Source organism: Sphingobium nicotianae, assembly GCF_018603885.1.
Taxonomy (GTDB): domain Bacteria; phylum Pseudomonadota; class Alphaproteobacteria; order Sphingomonadales; family Sphingomonadaceae; genus Sphingobium; species Sphingobium nicotianae.
Map to the genome: position 1 here is coordinate 62,401 of NZ_JAHGAW010000002.1, position 17,288 is coordinate 79,688.

Here is a 17,288-nt window from a genome sequence, read left to right on the forward strand (position 1 = left end):
TGGATGACGCACCCGCGCCTGTCGCCAAGCTTACAGCCGTCGCGCACTTGTGCAACCGCACAAAATCGGCGCGGGGCTTTTCGTTCGGGTCGGGCGGGCTTTGCACATCGGTCCACCCGGTCCGCGCCGGCGGACGACCTGCAAAGCATTTCCATTGGCGACAGGGAAAATGCCGCTTATAGGCGACCGCGCGCGGGCGTGGCGAAATGGTAGACGCAGCGGACTCAAAATCCGCCGTAGCAATACATGTCGGTTCGAGTCCGACCGCCCGCACCACTCGCTTTCCCCTCGGCCCCAGGCTGGTGCGCGCATGCTGGCGCTGATCGGCCTTGGTTTCACGGCATCTGGGCGAGCCATCACTATAGCGACGGGCGGTTCGACGACGACAGAGCGCCCTACTCGGTCCGTCGGACGGGATATGGAGCCGCGTGCCGCTGGTCGCCCGTGTTGAAGGCTGGCGACCGCACTATTCTTTCTTTTGAAAATTTTACCGGCACCAAAGTGCGGGTCAGCCGTTGCCTCGACAGGGAGCACGAGCCATGGCTGAGCGTATTGTCTCGATAGGATTATTGACCCGATCTGACTTGCAGCTACTCGGGCAGGGCTTCCAGCGTCATTTTCCGATCACGCAGGATGACAGCTTCTCCGATCTGCTCGCCAAGCTGGACACGCTTGCGGCCGACACGTTCGTGGGCGAAGAAAAGCGCGTTGCGGAGAAGGAGTAGGCGTCGGGCCCATTGGCATCCCCCGGGGAACGAGCTCATAGCGCCGGGCCTTTTTCAGCGCAATCCGAAGCATTCAAGGGGGCGGTTCGGCGCCGGCCCAATCAAAGATTTGCCGTAGCAGGCATGAGAGAGTGCCGCCGGAGGACTGCGCGCCGGGCGCTGGCATGCGACTATTCGGGAACGGGCCCGTGCGATCTTCGAAGCGAATGGCCTACAAGGACATCAGGCAGGGGCTTGGGAGAGCGATATGGCGATTGAATCGGCGCGTTTCGAATTGGTTCCTGACTGGGAAAAATGCCCGGCCGGCGAGGAATATAGCCATGAGGACGTGGCCGCCGTCGCCTGCGACGACCAAGACCGCGTCTATCTCCACACCCGCCGCGGCGACCGCGTCATGGTCTATCATGAAGACGGCAAATATATCGACAAGTGGGGCGACGGCGTCTTCAACAATGCCCATGGCATCGCGATCGCCCACAACAATTGCTATTGCACCGACAATGCCGATCACGTGATCCGCATTTTCGACCTCGAAGGCAACTTCAAGCAGATGCTCGGCACGCCCGGCGTCAAGTCGGACACCGGCTATCTCTCGCGTCGGGGGCCATACGAGTTCGGCCACAACGAGACGGTCGTGCGCGACATGGGGCCGTTCAACGGCGTGTGCAACACGGCCATCGCCGCCAATGGCGACATGTTCGTGTGCGACGGCTACGGCAACGCCCGCATTCATCACTTCGACAAGGACGGGAAGCTGCTCAACAGCTGGGGCGGCGTCGGCACCGGCCCAGGGCAGTTTCACCTGCCGCACGGCATCGCGCTCGACAATGACGAGAATGTCATCGTCTGCGACCGCGAGAATGACCGCCTGCAATTCTTCAGCCGCAGCGGTAAGTTTCTCTACGAGTGGACCGACGTGCTGCGCCCGACCCACGCCGCGGTGGACAAGGACGGCCTCATCTACGTCACCGAGCTGTGGCGCCCGGTCGAGCCGGGACAGGTCTCGTTCCGCTATGGTCCGGTGGATCACGATCTGCCGGGCCGCGTCAGCGTCCATCGGCCGGACGGCAAGGTCCTGGCGCGTTGGGGCGACGACAGCGAGAACCGCTCGGCGCCGGGCAACTTCATCGCGCCGCACGGCATTGCGCTCGACTCGCGCGGCAATCTCTATGTGAGCGAAGTTTCCGGCACCTTCGGCGGGCGCACCAAGCGCATGCCGATGGAAGAGACCACCAATCACCAGATCCAGAAGTTCGCACGGGTTGGCTGACAGCCCGGAGGAAAGAAGGGAGAGGGCGGCCCTCGGGACCGTCCTCTCCCTCGACCGCCGCGATCTGTGTCTTTCGCTTGCCTCGGTGGCCGCGGCGCTCGGCGCGGCGCCGGCGCTCGCCCAGTCGAAAGCCCTGGCCATGTCCACGCCGCAGATCGCCGCGCTCATCACCGGCAGCCCCAACCGCAATCACGACTATGACTTCTTCCGCATCCGCCTCAACCAGGCGCTCTATGACGCCTATGGGATCAAGGCGGATTGTTACAACGACTATGAGGATGCGGCGGCGATCCTGGGCTGCGACATGCTTGTGACGTACACCTCGCAAGTCGTCGTCTCGGAGACGGCCAGTTCGGCGCTACGGCATTATCTGGAGCAGGGCGGCCGCTGGTTCGCGCTGCATTCGACCAATTCGGTGGCGGGCAATCAGGTGCTTCCGCAGATCCTGGGCACGCGCTTCCTCTCGCACCCGCCCTATCAGCGCTTCCCGGTCAAGGTGACGAAGCCGTCCGATCCGCTGCTCGAGGGGATCGCGGATTTCGAGGTCGAGGACGAGCTCTATTGCATGGAGACTGTCACCAGCGACATCGAGGTGCTGCTGCACACGCGCTGGGGCGGCGAAGGGTTCGGAAACATGCATTTCGACATCGCCGACCGGCCGCTGATGTATAAGCGCAAGGTGGGCGACGGCGGCATTCTGTATCTCGCTCTCGGCCATGCCAACCGGCCCTATGACAAGCCGCGCCCCGAATATCCCGACCAGCCCGATCACCGCGGACCCTGGGAGCTTCCCGTGTACAAGATGCTGATCCAGCGCGGCATCGAATGGGTGGCCAAGCGCCGGCCGTTCTGAGGTCGCAGACCAAATGATTGGCTTGTCCATTTGTGAGATGGTGGCATTTCCCAATCATTGGCGCGCTCGATCAATTGCCAAACCTACTGCCGATATAATCAAGTTGCGATCTGCCCGGCTGCATAACTGAAGCTGCTTCTCCCGCGCGTCGGGAGGGACTTCAGGCGTGGAGCGTGGCGATGCCGATCGCGCCTCCGCAGCCGCATTTTGGGGAGGTCATGATGAAAACAATCACGAAGCTATCCGCGTCCTTGCTGTGCCTGGCGATCGCTCAGGCGGTCAGCGCTCAGACACAGGGGCCACAGGGCGCCGACACGGCCGATCAGACCGGGCTCGCCGACATCGTCGTCACCGCGACGCGCCAGTCGACCAATTTGCAGGACACGCCGATCGCGATCACGGCGGTCACATCCGAGGCGTTGGAGGAGCGTGGTCTCAAATCCGTCGCCGATCTGACAACCACCGTTCCGAACGCCTATTTCCGCCGCACGCAGGGCGCCTTCGGCCCGGGTGTCTCGGCCTTCATACGCGGCATCGGCCAGGGCGATACCAATATCGGCCTCGATCCTGCGGTCTCCTTCTATGTCGACGACGTCTATTATCCGATCCTGCTCGGCTCCAACTTCGACCTGCTCGATCTCGACCATGTCGAGGTGCTGCGCGGGCCGCAGGGCACGCTCTTCGGCCGCAACTCGCTGGCCGGCGCGGTCAATATCGTCTCCAAGCAGCCGCGCTTCGACGAGGCGAGCGCCTATGGCGAGGTCACGGTCGGCAATTATAACCGCGTCGATCTGCGCGCCGGCTTCAACATGCCGCTCGGCGAGAATGTGGCGCTGATGGTTTCGGGCGTCTCCAAGAAACGCACTGGCTATCAGAAGATGCTCGACTTCACCTGCGAGATGACTCGGCTGGGCAAGACCAGCCTCATCGGCAACGTGCCGCCCGCCGACTCGCTGCTGCAGAACACGCCGGGCTTTACGGCAGGCGATTGCACCATCGGCCATCTCGGCGGCGAAGATGTCCGCGCCGTGCGGGGCAGCATCGCCTTCAAGCCGGCCGACAACATCAAGCTGACGATCACCGGCGATTATACGCAGGACAATAGCGAGAATGCCGCTGACTCTACGCTTGAGATCGATCCCGCTCGTGTGAGCGCGCAGATCAACACGACGTTCAACTATTTCGGTGTGCTCTACGACAAGCGCTTCGAGACCGGCGACCCGTTCACCACCTACGAGAATTACAACGACCCGATCACCGCCGGCACTGTCATCGGCAAGACCGCCAATTTCCCGGCCAGCCTCTATTATAACGGCCAGAAGGTGAATGGCGTCTCGACGCGTGGCGGCTATCGCCTCAATCCCTATGGCGATCTGCAGAACTGGGGCGTCTCGGGCAAGCTGGAGGTCGGCCTCACCGACCAGATCGACCTGACCGGTATCGTCGCCTACCGGCATCTCCATGAGATCCACACATATGCGCAGGACGGCACGCCGATCCTGACCGAGATGACGGTCAACGACGTCACCAACAATTATACGACCGCGGAACTGCGTCTCGCCGGCAAGATGGACTGGATCGACTGGACCGCCGGCGGCTTCTATTTCGACGCCGACGGCATCCAGCACGCCAAGGTCATCTCGCCGCGCAGTTCCGTGCAGCGCACACTCTACAACACCTTCAATCCGGTCAGCAAAGCCGTCTATGCCAATGCCACGGTGCATCCGTTCGGCGACAAGCTCGGCATCGTGCTGGGCGCGCGCTACTCCGACGACAAGCGCGCGGTCAGCCTGACCAACCTGGTCGACATCACGCCCAATGTGGCGGACATCAAGTTCGCCGTCACGCCAGCCGCGACCAAGTTCAACTGGAAGGTCGGGCTGAACTATGAAGTGAGCAGCAATATCCTGCTCTATGCCTCCGCCGCGACCGGCTATACGCCGCCGAGCTACAATCCGCGTCCGCTCCAGCCGACGCAGGTGCAGCAGTTCGCGGGCAACGACGATATCGCTTATGAAGTGGGCTACAAGGTCGACCTGTTCGACCGGCGCCTGCGCGTCAACAGCGCCCTGTTCTATACGGATTTCAAGACCCGGCCGACGTCGATCGGCGGACAGGAGCTCAGCCTCAGCGTCACGCAGGATGGTACCGGCCCGAGCACGCTCATCCCGCTGGCTGGCGGGCCGGCTGGCTCGACCAATTGCCGCGCCTATAATGCAGCGACCGACGGGCCGCGCAACGGCACGACCACCGGCGTGACCTGCATCGGCCGCACTTATTACCAGAACACGCCGGCCAAGGTGTGGGGCTTCGAGAGCGAAGTGACCGCCGAGCCGGTCGAGGGCCTGCTCATCAACGGTAGCGTGGGCTACAACAAGGTGACCTCACCCGATCTCTACAGGCGCGCCGTCAACCGCCGTCAGGCCAATCCGCGCTGGCAGGCGAGCGGCGGCATCCAATACGAGATTCAGGGCGCTCCGCTCGGCGGCACGATCACGCCGCGTCTCGACTGGTCCTACCAGAGCAGCAGCACCAGCGGCAGCACGCTGCAGACGCGCTGGAACCAGAGTGCCTATTCCCTGTTCAACGGCCGCATCACCTACAAGATGAAGGATGAGGGCTTCAGCCTGGCGGTTGGCGCGACCAACCTCTTCGACAAGCTCTATTATCTCAATTATTTCGTCTACCAGGATAGCGCCGGTGACGGCCAGGTCGAGGCCCAGCCGGGCGCGCCGCGTCAATGGTACCTGACGCTCAGCAAGAGCTTCTGAATCGACGGTTCGGTTGCGCGAAAGGCGGCGCCTGCCCAGCATGGGCCGGCGCCGCTTTTTTCGAGAGTTGGCGACGGCACCCATATAAGTTCCGCGGTGGGCAAGCCGTCGACGCGGCGCTCGGGCAATCAGTCCAGACAGCGCGACCGGCAATCGCCGGCGCGGTCGGGAGAGGAAGGCGAGCATGGCGGGCAAGACCATCATATCCTGTGCCGTGACAGGCAACCAGACGACGCGGGCGCAGCATCCGGGCCTTCCGGTCACGCCGCAGGAGATTGCGCAGGCGGCGATCGACGCGAGGAAAGCCGGCGCGGCGATCGCCCATATCCATGTGCGCGATCCCGAGACCGGCAAAGGCTCGATGCGCATCGAGCTGTATCGGGAGGTGATGGAGCGCATCCGCGACTCCGGCAGCGACGTGCTGATCAACCTCACAACCGGCGAAGGCGGCCGGTTCGAGCCCTCCGAGGACGAACCGCGCGTCGCGGGCCCGAGCACGACCTTGACGCATCCGCTCAAGCGCGTCGAGCATATCGCGCAGCTCAAGCCGGACATCTGCTCGCTCGACTTCAACACGATGAACTCGCGCAGCACGATCGTGGTCAACACGCCGGCCAATCTGCGCAAGATGGCGCAGGTGATCGTCGCAGCGGGCGTGAAGCCCGAGCTGGAAGTGTTCGATAGCGGCGACATCCATCTCGCCAAAGCGCTGATCGAGGAGGGGCTGCTGCCTGGCAAGCCCTTCTTCCAGGTTGTCACGGGCGTCAAATGGGGCTGCGACGCCTCTGTCGAGACGCTCGCCTACATGAAGTCGTTGTTGCCGCGCGAGGCGATCTGGTCGGCCTTCGGCATCGGGCGGATGGAATTTCCGCAAGTGGCGCTGGCCCATCTGCTGGGCGGCAATGTCCGCGTCGGCATGGAGGATAATATCTATATCCGCCACGGCCGCCTGGTCCGCGACAACGCCGAGCTGGTCGAGCAGGCGGTGACGCTGCTCGACATTTTCGGCGCCGAGCCGGCCACGCCTGCCGAGGCGCGGGCGATGCTGGAGATCTGACGCGGCCGCTCAGCCCATGCCGCTGACGGCATGGGGCACATAGGGCGCTTCCAGCCGCGCCGTCTCCTCGGCGGTCAGCACGATGTCGAGCGCGGCGACGGCGTCGTCGAGATGCTCGGACCGGGACGCGCCGACGATCGGCGAGGTAATCACCGACTTGTTGAGCAGCCAGGCGAGCGCGATCTGCGCGCGGGGCACGCCCCGCTCGGCCGCCACGGCGGCGACCGCCTCGACCACCTGCCGGTCCGGATCGCCGGCATTGGCATAGAGCATCTTGCCGAACGCGTCGTTCTCCGAGCGGAAAGTGGTCTCCGCCCAGTCGCGGGTCAGCTTGCCGCGCGCGAGCGGGCTCCACGGCATCACGCCGATCCCTTCCGCTGCGCAGAGCGGCAGCATCTCGCGCTCTTCTTCCCGATAGATGAGATTCACATAGTTCTGCATCGAGACGAAGCGCGTCCAGCCATGCTTGTCGGCCAGATGCAGCATGGTCGCGAATTCCCACGCATACATGGAGGAAGCGCCGATATAGCGGACTTTGCCGGCCTTCACGAGATCGTACAGCGCTTCGAGAATCTCCTCCATCGGCGTTTCATGGTCCAGCCGGTGGATCTGGTAGAGATCGACATAGTCCATGCCGAGGCGGAGCAGGCTCTGGTCGATCTCGTGCAGGATCGCCTTGCGGCTGAGGCCGGCGCCGTTCGGGCCGGGGCGCATGCGGCCATAGACCTTGGTGGCGACGACCACCTCGTCGCGCGGTGCCATCTCCCTGAGCAGCTTGCCGACGATCTCCTCGGACGAGCCGGCCGAATACATGTTGGCGGTGTCGAAGAAATTGATGCCGCTCTCGATCGCCTTGCGGATGATCGGACGGGTCTTCTCCTCGTCGAGCGTCCATTCGTGCGGCCCGCGCAGCGGCTCGCCGAAGGTCATGCAGCCGAGGCACAGGCGCGAGACCTGCATGCCGGTTTTGCCCAATCGTCTATAGTGCATCGGCTGTTCCTCTCAGTGCAGGTCGAACTCATAGTCCGCGAGCGTCTGGGCGAGATCGCGGCGATAGGTGCCGGCATAGCTGCGCCCGCCGCAAGCGCCGGTCTGCGACACGGTCGCGGAGAGGGACGAAAGCGCGATGCGCAGGGCGCAGGTATCCTTCGGCTTGGGGAAAGGCAGGCCATTGCCGTCACCCATCCGGGTGACGAGGGTCGACTGGCCGTCCCACATCGTCGCGCCCGGATCGTCCTGCGAGGCGATATGCGCGTCGGGCAAGCCGGCGGGCTGAAAGAGGCGCAGCGCATAATCATTGGCGCGGCGAGGGGTGAGCAGCAGCTTGCGGCCGTCCGGCGCGAGATAGACGCCGCTGTTGGCATAGGCACCGCTCTCGATCGCGTCGACGCGCGAGTGCATCTCGTCGCGGATGCAGGCTTTGTCGTCCAGAGTGCACCCCCCGCTGGAATCGGCGGTGCCGATCGCGCGGAACTGCTGAAGCCAAGCGGCCTGATCGCGCCGCACATAGGCGGCGATCGCGCCCTTCCAGACGGTCAGCGCATTGGCATAGGCGGCCGCGATGCGCCCGTCATAGTCGAGCAGGGTCGGATCGGCGCAGATGATCTTCTCGAGCTTGGTCGATGCCCTGGCGCAATCGATGCCGCGCGCCTGCGCAGGCGAGCCCATGGCCAGCAGGGCGGGTGTCGCGATCAACCAGAACGTTCCGATCTTCACGTCGCGTACCTCCCGTCCGGCCGGCAATGGGCAAGATGATTACAGCTTGGCGGTCAGCTCCGGCACGATCTGGAAGAGATCGCCGACCAGGCCGATGTCGGCGACCTGGAAGATCGGCGCGTCCTCGTCCTTGTTGATCGCGATGATCGTCTTGCTGTCCTTCATGCCGGCGAGGTGCTGGATCGCGCCTGAGATGCCGACCGCGATATAGACGTCCGGCGCGACGATCTTGCCGGTCTGGCCGACCTGATAGTCATTGGGGACGAAGCCCGCGTCCACCGCCGCGCGCGAGGCGCCGGTGGCGGCGCCCAGCTTGTCGGCCAGCGGATCGATGATCTTGTGGTAATTCTCGCCGCTGCCGACACCGCGACCGCCCGAGACGATGACGCGCGCGCTGGTGAGTTCGGGCCGCTCGGAGGCCGCGATCTCGGCGCCGACGAAGCTGGCGATGCCGCTGTCGCCCGTGCCGGGGACGGTTTCGACGGTGCCCGATCCGCCGCTCGCCGCTGCCTTGTCGAAGGCGGTGCCGCGCACGGTGATGACCAGCTTCTTGTCCGAGGTCTTGACCTTGGCGATGGCATTGCCGGCATAGATCGGCCGGGTGAAGCTGTCCGGCCCGTCGACCGCGATGATGTCGCTGATCTGCATGACGTCGAGCAGGGCGGCGACGCGCGGGGCGATGTTCTTGCCGGTGGTGGTGGCGCTGGCGAGGAAGGCCTCATGATCGGCCATCAGCGCGACGACCAGCGGCGCGACATTCTCGGGCAACTGATGCGCATATGCGGCATCGTCGGCGAGATGGACCTTGGCGACGCCGGCAATCTTCGCGGCCTCGTCCGCCACCGCCGCGCAGCCTTGCCCCGCGACCAGCAGATGGACCTCGCCGAGCGCCGCGGCGGCGGTCACGGTGTGGAGCGTCGCGTCCTTGACGCATGCATTGTCATGCTCGACCAGAACCAACGTCTTCATGCGGCCACTCCCAGCGCCTTGAGTTTCGTGACAAGCTCATCGACCGACGCGACCTTGATGCCGGCCTGCCGCTTGGGCGGCTCTGAGACATTGAGAGTGGTGAGGCGCGGGGTCATGTCGACGCCATAGTCGCCGGGCGCCTTGGTCGCGAGCGGCTTGGACTTGGCCTTCATGATGTTGGGGAGCGAAGCGTAGCGCGGCTCGTTGAGGCGCAGATCCGTGGTGACGATCGCGGGGAGCTTGAGCGCCACGGTTTCCAGGCCACCATCGACCTCGCGAGTAACGTTGACGGTCTCGCCGGAGACTTCGACCTTGCTGGCGAAAGTGCCCTGCGCCCAGCCGAGCAAAGCGGCGAGCATCTGGCCGGTCTGGTTGCTGTCGTCGTCGATCGCCTGCTTGCCCAGGATGATCAGGCCCGGCTGCTCCTCGTCGGCGATCGCCTTCAGCAGCTTGGCGACGGCGAGCGGCTCGGCCACGCCGTCATGCGTCACCAGGATGGCGCGGTCGGCACCCATGGCGAGTGCGGTGCGCAGCGTTTCCTGCGACTTGGCCTCGCCGATCGACACGGCGATCACCTCGGTCGCGATGCCCTTTTCCTTGAGGCGGATCGCTTCCTCGACGGCGATCTCGTCGAACGGGTTCATGCTCTGCTTGACGTTGGCGAGATCGATCCCGCTGCCGTCCGCCTTGACGCGCGGCTTGAGATTATAGTCGAGCACCCGCTTCACGGGGACCAGGATCTTCATGACGCTCTCCTTCTGAATGGGCGCGCTCTTAGTTGACGTTCACGTCAACGTCAATTTGTCGGCCATGTCCGTGCAAACTCGACGATCAACTGCCGATAGTGCTCGACCGGCGGGAAGGTTTCGAAGCTGTGCGTGGCACCGGTTTTGACCCATGACAATGCCGTTGACGTGTAGGTTTCGAGAAACGGCTTATCCTGGGGCGGTTCGTCCAGCATGGTCGTGCGCAGATTGACAATCTCGTCCATGCCTTCGGGCCGGGTGAACATCCAGCTGAAGCAATGCGGGCAGAAATAATGCCGCGTCGGACCATGCAAGCCGCCGATCGCCGGTTCGCCTGAGAGAATTTCGACCTGGTCCGACATGTAGCAACTGGATAGCGAAAAGGCGCTCGCCGACATGCGCTGGCAGCCACGGCAATGGCATGCCGCGGTGAACAGCGGCGCACCGCTCACGCGCAGGCGCACCTGGCCGCATCGGCATCCGCCTTGCGCGGTCGATGCGGCCAGCGCATTCATCACCCCAGCGCCTTCACCTCGGCCACGATCTTCTTGGCCGCATCGCCCAGATCATCGGCCGGCACGATGGCGAGGCCGGAGGAGGCGAGGATGTCCTTGCCCTGCTGCACATTGGTGCCCTCAAGGCGGACGACCAGCGGGACTGAGAGATTCACTTCCTTGGCGGCCGCGACGATGCCCTCGGCAATGATGTCGCAACGCATGATGCCGCCGAAGATATTGACGAGGATGCCCTTCACAGCCGGATCCGAGAGGATGATCTTGAAGGCCGCCGTCACCTTCTCCTTCGACGCGCCGCCGCCGACATCAAGGAAGTTGGCGGGGAACATGCCGTTCAACTTGATGATGTCCATCGTCGCCATGGCGAGGCCGGCGCCGTTGACCATGCAGCCGATATCGCCGTCGAGCTTGATGTAAGCGAGGTCGTACTTGGAGGCTTCGAGCTCGGCCGGGTCTTCCTCGGTCTCGTCGCGCAGTTCCATGAGGTCCGGGTGGCGGAACAGCGCATTGCCGTCGAAGCCGACCTTGGCGTCGAGCACCTGGATCTTGCCGCCGGCGATGGCGAGCGGGTTGATCTCGATCTGGCTGGCATCGGTGCCGAGGAACGCCTTGTAGAGCGCGCCGGTGACCTGCGCCGCCTGCTTGGCGAGATCGCCCGACAGGCCCAACGCGGCGGCGACGCGGCGCCCGTGATGCGGCTGGATGCCGGTCGCCGGATCGATGGTGATGGTGTGGATCTTCTCGGGCGTGTCGTGCGCGACCGTTTCGATGTCCATCCCGCCCTCGGTGGAAGCAACGATGGCGATGCGGCCGGTGCCGCGATCGACCAGTAGCGCGAGGTAGAACTCCTTGTCGATGTCGACGCCGTCGGTCACGTAGAGGCGGTTGACCTGCTTGCCGGCCGGGCCGGTCTGCACCGTGACGAGCGTGTTGCCGAGCATGTCCTTCGCGGCGGCCTCGACCTCATCGAGCGTCCGGGCGAGGCGCACGCCCCCCCTCGCGTCGGGGCCGAGCTCCTTGAACTTGCCCTTGCCGCGGCCGCCGGCATGGATCTGCGCCTTCACGACATAGAGTGGCCCCGGCAGCTTCCTGGCAGCCTCCACCGCTTCCTCGACACTGAGCGCGGCGAAGCCGGCGGGGACGGGGGCGCCGAACTTGGCGAGCAGTTCCTTGGCCTGATACTCGTGGATGTTCATGATGCGTGATGCCTTCCGTCTCTATGCCAGCTCTATGCCGGGGCGCGCATAGCCCAGGACGGTGTCGAAAGCGTTTGCGAAGTTGCGAAGTCAGCCGAGGGCGCAGCCCAGGGCGGCGGAGGCGGTGACGCGGAGGATCTGGGGATCCTGCAGGGCGCGGATGCGGTGCATGAACCGGTTGTAGCTCGTCTCGCGCGGGTCGAGCTGGCCGACCTTCGACAGGGAGCGCAGCTTGAGGAGCTGGTTGAGGCTCAGCTCCTGCGCCATGGGACGGGCCATGCAGCCGGCCATCGGCTTGCTGAGGCCGGCATTGACGAGGCCGGTGCGCAGCTGCGCCTCCGGCGTGGCGCAGCCGGCGAGCAGGAGGGCGGGGAGGAGAGCGAGGGGGGCGAGCGGGGCGAGGGTGCGGAGCGACATGGCTGCTCCTATAGTCGCCCCCGCCGGCGCTGCCAATCCGTCGGCCACCGATCCGGGCTCGCCGGACCGGCGGCGCAGATCAGCTCTTCTCGGGCATCGCCTGCAGGTCGACCGGCCAGGGATGCGCCCTGGCGGGCTTGGAGACCTCGTCCGTCGGGCTCGGCCGCGCCTTGCGGGAGGCCTTGGGCGGCGGCGGCAGGTTGCGGACCGGGGCGGTGGCCGGGACGAGCGCATCCTCGCCGCGCGACAGGCGATCGCGCAGGCGATCATAGCCGTCGCGGGCGCGCTCCTTGAGGCCGTCCAGCTTGCCCTCCTCGTTCGCCTTGATGAGCCTGGACCCGGCGAATGCGGCGATGGCGCCAACGATCAAAGTTCTCAGCATTGTCCTATCCTTCCAGTCCTGATTCGACCGTGCAAACGTGCGGCGGCGCGAGCGGTTCCGGCGCTTGCGGCGGGGTGAGGCCGGGTCAGCGGCAGCGCACCTCGCCCTTGTCGATGGCCGTGCCCGCGATGGCGCCGCCGGCCGCGCCGATGATCGTGCCCAGCGTCTTGCTGCCGCGCGGGGCGATGACGTTGCCGAGCACGCCGCCCGCCACGCCGCCGATGATGGCGCCCCTGGTACCGTCCGGCTTCTGGCAGTAGTAATTGTCGTTCTCGTCGCGATAGACAGTGTCGTTGCGCGACAGGACATACTCGTCGCCCTGGCGCCAGCGGCGGTGGTGACGGCCATAATAGCCGTCGCGGTCCGAGGCGTAGCCGGGGCGGTCGCCGCCATAGCCGGTGTCCGAGCAGGCCGCGATCGGCAGGCTGGCGAGCGTCGCGAGGCCGAGCAGGGCGGCGCGGGGGAAGGCGATCGTCTTCATGGGTCTGGCCTTTCTGTTTTCATGCCTTCCCTCAACGTGCGGCGGGGCGGGATGTTCCGATGCCCCCCAAACCCGTTCGCTTCGAGCAGGGTCGAGCGAAGTCGAGACCCGTCGTCGAGAAGGGCGTCCATGCGCCGCCTTCTCGACAACCGTCTCGACAAGCTCGACGGCCGCTCGAAGCGAACGGGGAGGGAGGGGAGGGCGCTCGCGCACGGGCTTCTCGACAACCGTCTCGACAAGCTCGACGGCCGCTCGAAGCGAACGGGGAGGGAGGCGGCGATGGCGCTCACTTGAGGTGATGCTCCAGCGTGATCTCCGCGTTGAGCAGCTTGGACACCGGGCAGTTGGCCTTGGCGCCCGCCGCGATCTCCGCGAACTGATCCGGGCTGATGCCGGGGACGGAGGCGTCCAGCACCAGATCCGAGCGGGTGATGGTGAAGCCGCCGTCCGACTGCTCCAGCTTGACCGCCGCCTTGGTCTCCAGGGTGCCGTCCCTGAAGCCGGCGCGCTCGAGGGCGAAGGAGAGGGCCATGGTGAAGCAGGCGGCGTGGGCAGCGGCGATCAGCTCCTCCGGATTGGTGCCGGGCTCGTCCTCGAAGCGGGTGTTGAAGCCGTAATATTGATCGGTGAGGATGCCGGACTGGGTGGTGATGTGGCCCTTGCCGGTGCGGCCCATGCCGTCATAGCGGGCGGAGGCGGTGCGGGTGGTCATGCGGGGGACTCCTTGGTGCGGTGACTGAGGAGAGCCGATATGGGGGCGGACTGTTGCGGTGGGAAGGCGCGAGCGGGATCATTCCTCCCCGGCACGGGGAGGGGGACCGCGACGCGAAGCGGCGGGGTGGTGGGGCATGGCGCAACGCTTCCGCCGCGTGCGCGGCGGCCCCTCCACCAGCTTTCGCTGATCCCCCTCCCCGTGCCGGGGAGGAATGGGAGGTGCGTCGCCCTTGCTCGTTGTGACATGTGAGGAGTGGGCGTCACGGAGGGGCGACCGCGCCGAAGGTCACGAAGGTCACTGTATGGCGTAAATTTTCTCCGGGGCGCGCGGGGCGAAGGGGAGGGGCGTGGTGAAGGCGGCATCCGGGCCCCCCTCCGGCAGGACGTCCGGGTGCGCGTCCGTCCGGCTGGACGCTCCGGCCGGCATGCGCGGCGTGGCGGGCCGGGGCGCGGCCATGGCGGCGGCGATGGCGATGGCCGAGGCGGCGGGCGGCGGGGCGGCGCGCGCGGGCTCGGCGGGCAGGCTGGCCCCGGCGGGTGGAGCGGCGAGCGGACTCTCCGCCTGTTGCGGCGTCTCCGGGCCGGTCATCTCCGCCCCGTGCGGCGCGGGCGTCTCCGCATCCGTGTCCGTCTCCGGAGTCGTCGGCTGCGCGGCGGCCTGCGCCAGCCAGGCGTCGGCATCCTCGGGCGCATAGGCGCGGACGGGCGCCAGGCCGAAGAAGCGGCGGCGCGCCTCGTCCTGCCAGGGGCTGACCTGCGGCGCCTGCTCCGCGCGGGCCAGCGCCGCCTGCTCCTCGGGCTGGAGCAGGCGGGCGAAATGCGCATCGCCGGGGCGGCCGCGGCACCAGCCCTCATAGCCCGGCTGGGGCGGCGCATCGGTGAGCCAGGCCTTTTGCGCCGCGTCGACCCAGGTGCGATAGGGGCGCTGCGGCTCGGGCGCGCGGCTCTCCGCCAGCCCGACGCCCTCCAGCGCCGCGTCCCAATCGCCACGCATCGCCTGCCGCGCGCGGCTGTTGCCCAGCATCGCCGCGCCCTTCTCCAGCAGCCAGAGCAGCAGCCGCTCGCTATGGACATGCTCCTGCGCGATCAGCTCGCCATGATAATAACGCGGCTTGAGCCAGCCATGCAGCGCCCGCTCGATCGCCACCGGCAGCAGCCGCTCCATCGACCGCTCCAGCGCGGCATCCCAGGCGGCATCGAAGGCGCGCGCATCGGTGCGGCGGCGCAGGCGATAGGCGCTCGCCGGGCTCATGCCGACATGCTGCGCGGCGGTGGCGACGCAGCCGGTATCGGCGAGCGTCTCGATGAAGCTGCGCTGGCGCTCCGGGGTCCAGCCATCCTGGCGGGGGGCGACGGGGACGAGGGCTTCGTCGGGGAGGGTGTGGGGGTGGGGCTGCGCGTCGGTGGGCGCGGGGGTGATGGGGGTGTGCTTGGTCATGGCGTCCTCCTGAGGGAAAGGGGGACTCGCTCATGCTAAGCTTTTTGCGATGTAGGACAGCTATTTTTGGGTGGCGTCGCTGCGGCGCTTACCAGGTGCCGTCTGCCTGCTCTAAGGATATTGCTGGCGTGCATGGAGCACGGCCAATATTTCGATCGCCTCCGCCACGCGATAGACGATCAGATAATTGGGATGGACAATCGCCTCGCGCGTGCCGGGGACGCGCCCGCTACGATGCATATAGGGATGATCCGCAAGGCGTTCGCTGGTCTGGCGGATCGCCCCGCCGAGGCGCTCCGCCGCCGATGGGTTGCGCGCCTCGATAAAGTCGATGATGCATTCGAGATCGTCCAGCGCCTCGGGGCGCCAGATCACCGGCAGCACTAGGCCGTCTTGCGCCTGTCGAGAATGGCCTGCATCCTCGCCATGGCCTCATCGTGCGGAATGCCCGGCTCCTTCGACGCCATGGCGGCCTCGACCTTGGCACGGAACCAGACGTCGTAGGCCGCTTCCTGTTCCGGCGTCTCGAATTCGGACTCTATGGGGGAGTATTTAGCCATAGAGGGAATGTAGCGCGTCTTTGGCGGGATCGGAAGGGGCATGCCGCAGGCGATAGCCGCTCGACGGCCTCATGCCGACATGCTGCGCGGCGGTGGCGACGCAGCCGGTATCGGCGAGGGTCTCGATGAAGCTGCGCTGCCGCTCCGGCATCCAGCCGCAGTGGCGCTCGCGGACGAGGGCGGTGTCGGGGAGGATGGGAGTGTGCGCTTCGGTGGAAGCGGGGGTGATGGGGGTGTGAATGGTCTTGGCGTCCTCCTGAAGGAAAGGGGACCGACCAGATATAATGAATTGGGCCGTGTAGGACGGAGGGAAATCTTATTCCAAAATACGACCTTGCTTATCAATGGCTCGATCTGGCGCTCCAAACCTTAATGCCAAGTACGCCTTCTCACCTCGAAAATAGGGAGCCAATTTTTTTGCAACTATCTCCCAGTTGGGATCTAGAACATCATAATCATAGTCAGAGGGCGCAATGGTCTTAGTAAAAGAATCCGGAATGTTGTCCGATCCAAAAGATTTATGTAGATAGAATGGCAATATATATATTAACATATACTTTCTAAAAGAATAAGAATTCCAAAATATTAAATTATCTTCAAAAAAAAGTTCAAAGTATCTTATAACTCTATTTCTTCTTGTTCTAGACATTGGATGCGTGAGTGACTTTTTTTCGCGCAAGGCAAAAATCAAAAAAGAAATTTCAAAGCTTAATAACGATACGATGATATTGAATGAAAATTGGTTCAAATTCATTACTCTGGAGTCGATAACTTTTTTTGTTATATTTTCGACTTCAGCTAATGGATATTCGTTCATCACATGAGCTATTGTTGCTCTGTCGTCGCAAAAAACCTCAACAGCAAAATTTTCTTCATCACTTAATTCGTCAAAGTCTTTGCCATCTCTTTTGTTAGCGAGATACTCAGCATGTCCGCACCAAATATGGGAGAATTCATGCTGAAAAATCCAATGTAAAGTGCTCTTAAAAAAGATTTTGATCAAATCAAAATCAAAATCGCTAAGATCTTCAGACAATTCGGACAGACCGAATTCGTTCTGCGAATGAATATCAACAATTACATCACTATACACATCGTTAATTCGAGGTTGGTCGGCTTCTCCCATAAAGATTGACATAAAACCATTCTCAACGATAGCGGCGATCATTTTCCAAGTGGATGCAGCTAAACTAATGTATATACCAACATAATCTATTCCTTCTTGATATCGCGCGTGGGCGTTTATCAGTTTCCTCTTTGGATCACCCGGCCTGCCCAATAAATATCCAGCCATGATATTAACGCCGCGATGACCGTCTGATCGGTAACTTTCATTTAGATCATTTGAGAAATCTAGAAATTCTTCAACAACCTCTATAGAGGATATACAAAATAACCTAGCATGCTTTGAGGTGTACAAAGCAGGGTCTGGCACGAATTCTCCGCCATAGTCATTTGCAAAAGTGGAAAATGGCATC

The 17,288-nt window shown here is 64.0% G+C and carries 21 protein-coding genes and 1 tRNA gene; 7 read left to right on the forward strand and 15 right to left on the reverse strand.

The features are described 5' to 3' along the window. The first annotated feature begins 192 nt into the window (after nucleotides 1–192). The 6 genes from KK488_RS03155 (at nucleotide 193) to KK488_RS03180 (ending at nucleotide 6,676) form a co-directional block, all read left to right on the forward strand. A tRNA-Leu gene (locus KK488_RS03155) sits at nucleotides 193–276 on the forward strand. A gap of 293 nt (nucleotides 277–569) precedes the next feature. Then, complete coding sequence (locus tag KK488_RS03160) at nucleotides 570–725, forward strand: hypothetical protein (protein ID WP_250890037.1); 156 nt, start codon at nucleotides 570–572, stop codon at nucleotides 723–725. A gap of 247 nt (nucleotides 726–972) precedes the next feature. Next, nucleotides 973–1,995: a 6-bladed beta-propeller gene (locus KK488_RS03165; RefSeq protein ID WP_214621688.1), complete on the forward strand. Its 1,023-nt coding sequence runs from the start codon at nucleotides 973–975 to the stop codon at nucleotides 1,993–1,995. Nucleotides 1,996–2,080: 85 nt separating this feature from the next. Then, on the forward strand, nucleotides 2,081–2,848 hold the full coding sequence (locus KK488_RS03170; protein ID WP_214621689.1) for a ThuA domain-containing protein: 768 nt from the start codon (nucleotides 2,081–2,083) through the stop codon (nucleotides 2,846–2,848). Between the two features lie 221 nt (nucleotides 2,849–3,069). Continuing rightward, nucleotides 3,070–5,619: a TonB-dependent receptor gene (locus tag KK488_RS03175; RefSeq protein WP_214621690.1), complete on the forward strand. Its 2,550-nt coding sequence runs from the start codon at nucleotides 3,070–3,072 to the stop codon at nucleotides 5,617–5,619. Nucleotides 5,620–5,803: 184 nt separating this feature from the next. Continuing rightward, nucleotides 5,804–6,676, forward strand: coding sequence for a beta-keto acid cleavage family enzyme (locus KK488_RS03180; RefSeq protein WP_214621691.1), 873 nt, complete (start codon nucleotides 5,804–5,806; stop codon nucleotides 6,674–6,676). Nucleotides 6,677–6,685: 9 nt separating this feature from the next. Here the strand turns inward: KK488_RS03180 and KK488_RS03185 are convergent, their stop codons facing one another. From KK488_RS03185 to KK488_RS03225, 9 genes are all read right to left on the reverse strand, one after another. Then, nucleotides 6,686–7,666, reverse strand: coding sequence for an aldo/keto reductase (locus KK488_RS03185; RefSeq protein WP_214621692.1), 981 nt, complete (start codon nucleotides 7,664–7,666; stop codon nucleotides 6,686–6,688). 12 nt (nucleotides 7,667–7,678) lie between these two features. Next, nucleotides 7,679–8,392 carry a lysozyme inhibitor LprI family protein gene (locus tag KK488_RS03190; RefSeq protein WP_214621693.1) on the reverse strand — a complete coding sequence of 238 codons (714 nt, stop codon included), beginning with the start codon at nucleotides 8,390–8,392 and terminating at the stop codon, nucleotides 7,679–7,681. A 39-nt stretch (nucleotides 8,393–8,431) separates the two neighbouring features. Further along, the gene (locus tag KK488_RS03195; protein WP_214621694.1) at nucleotides 8,432–9,361 is read right to left on the reverse strand and encodes an electron transfer flavoprotein subunit alpha/FixB family protein; all 930 of its coding nucleotides are present in this window, start codon (nucleotides 9,359–9,361) and stop codon (nucleotides 8,432–8,434) included. Next, a complete protein-coding gene (locus tag KK488_RS03200) occupies nucleotides 9,358–10,107 on the reverse strand; it encodes an electron transfer flavoprotein subunit beta/FixA family protein (protein WP_214621695.1) in 750 nt (249 codons plus the stop codon). The genes KK488_RS03195 and KK488_RS03200 overlap by 4 nt, the downstream gene beginning before the upstream one ends. A 50-nt stretch (nucleotides 10,108–10,157) precedes the next feature. Continuing rightward, entirely contained in the window at nucleotides 10,158–10,622 is a 465-nt protein-coding gene (locus KK488_RS03205; protein WP_214621696.1) for a GFA family protein, read from the reverse strand. Next, the gene (gene sucC / locus KK488_RS03210; protein ID WP_214621697.1) at nucleotides 10,622–11,818 is read right to left on the reverse strand and encodes an ADP-forming succinate--CoA ligase subunit beta; all 1,197 of its coding nucleotides are present in this window, start codon (nucleotides 11,816–11,818) and stop codon (nucleotides 10,622–10,624) included. Before sucC ends, KK488_RS03205 begins: the two co-directional genes overlap by 1 nt. 90 nt (nucleotides 11,819–11,908) lie before the next feature. Continuing rightward, nucleotides 11,909–12,235 (reverse strand): hypothetical protein, encoded by a 327-nt coding sequence (locus tag KK488_RS03215; protein WP_214621698.1) that lies wholly within the window; start codon nucleotides 12,233–12,235, stop codon nucleotides 11,909–11,911. Nucleotides 12,236–12,314: 79 nt separating this feature from the next. Further along, on the reverse strand, nucleotides 12,315–12,617 hold the full coding sequence (locus tag KK488_RS03220; protein ID WP_214621699.1) for a hypothetical protein: 303 nt from the start codon (nucleotides 12,615–12,617) through the stop codon (nucleotides 12,315–12,317). Between the two features lie 85 nt (nucleotides 12,618–12,702). Further along, a complete protein-coding gene (locus KK488_RS03225; RefSeq protein ID WP_214621700.1) occupies nucleotides 12,703–13,098 on the reverse strand; it encodes a glycine zipper 2TM domain-containing protein in 396 nt (131 codons plus the stop codon). A gap of 129 nt (nucleotides 13,099–13,227) precedes the next feature. On the opposite strand from KK488_RS03225, the gene KK488_RS03230 reads away from it, so the two are divergent. Then, nucleotides 13,228–13,392, forward strand: a complete 165-nt coding sequence (locus tag KK488_RS03230) for a hypothetical protein (RefSeq protein ID WP_214621701.1) — start codon at nucleotides 13,228–13,230, stop codon at nucleotides 13,390–13,392. On the opposite strand, the gene KK488_RS03235 is transcribed toward KK488_RS03230, so the two are convergent. The 6 genes from KK488_RS03235 to KK488_RS03260 form a co-directional block, all read right to left on the reverse strand. Next, nucleotides 13,385–13,810: an OsmC family protein gene (locus KK488_RS03235; RefSeq protein WP_214621702.1), complete on the reverse strand. Its 426-nt coding sequence runs from the start codon at nucleotides 13,808–13,810 to the stop codon at nucleotides 13,385–13,387. The two genes, KK488_RS03230 and KK488_RS03235, sit on opposite strands and share 8 nt — an antisense overlap. Before the next feature lie 297 nt (nucleotides 13,811–14,107). Beyond that, nucleotides 14,108–15,250 (reverse strand): hypothetical protein, encoded by a 1,143-nt coding sequence (locus KK488_RS03240; RefSeq protein ID WP_214621703.1) that lies wholly within the window; start codon nucleotides 15,248–15,250, stop codon nucleotides 14,108–14,110. Between the two features lie 111 nt (nucleotides 15,251–15,361). Then, the gene (locus KK488_RS03245) at nucleotides 15,362–15,625 is read right to left on the reverse strand and encodes a type II toxin-antitoxin system RelE/ParE family toxin (RefSeq protein WP_349356840.1); all 264 of its coding nucleotides are present in this window, start codon (nucleotides 15,623–15,625) and stop codon (nucleotides 15,362–15,364) included. 8 nt (nucleotides 15,626–15,633) lie between these two features. Then, the gene (relB, locus tag KK488_RS03250) at nucleotides 15,634–15,810 is read right to left on the reverse strand and encodes a type II toxin-antitoxin system RelB family antitoxin (RefSeq protein ID WP_214621704.1); all 177 of its coding nucleotides are present in this window, start codon (nucleotides 15,808–15,810) and stop codon (nucleotides 15,634–15,636) included. Further along, entirely contained in the window at nucleotides 15,803–15,961 is a 159-nt protein-coding gene (locus KK488_RS03255) for a hypothetical protein (protein WP_214621705.1), read from the reverse strand. The genes relB and KK488_RS03255 overlap by 8 nt, the downstream gene beginning before the upstream one ends. Before the next feature lie 165 nt (nucleotides 15,962–16,126). After that, complete coding sequence (locus KK488_RS03260) at nucleotides 16,127–17,287, reverse strand: phage exclusion protein Lit family protein (RefSeq protein ID WP_214621706.1); 1,161 nt, start codon at nucleotides 17,285–17,287, stop codon at nucleotides 16,127–16,129. Nucleotide 17,288: the final 1 nt, after the last annotated feature.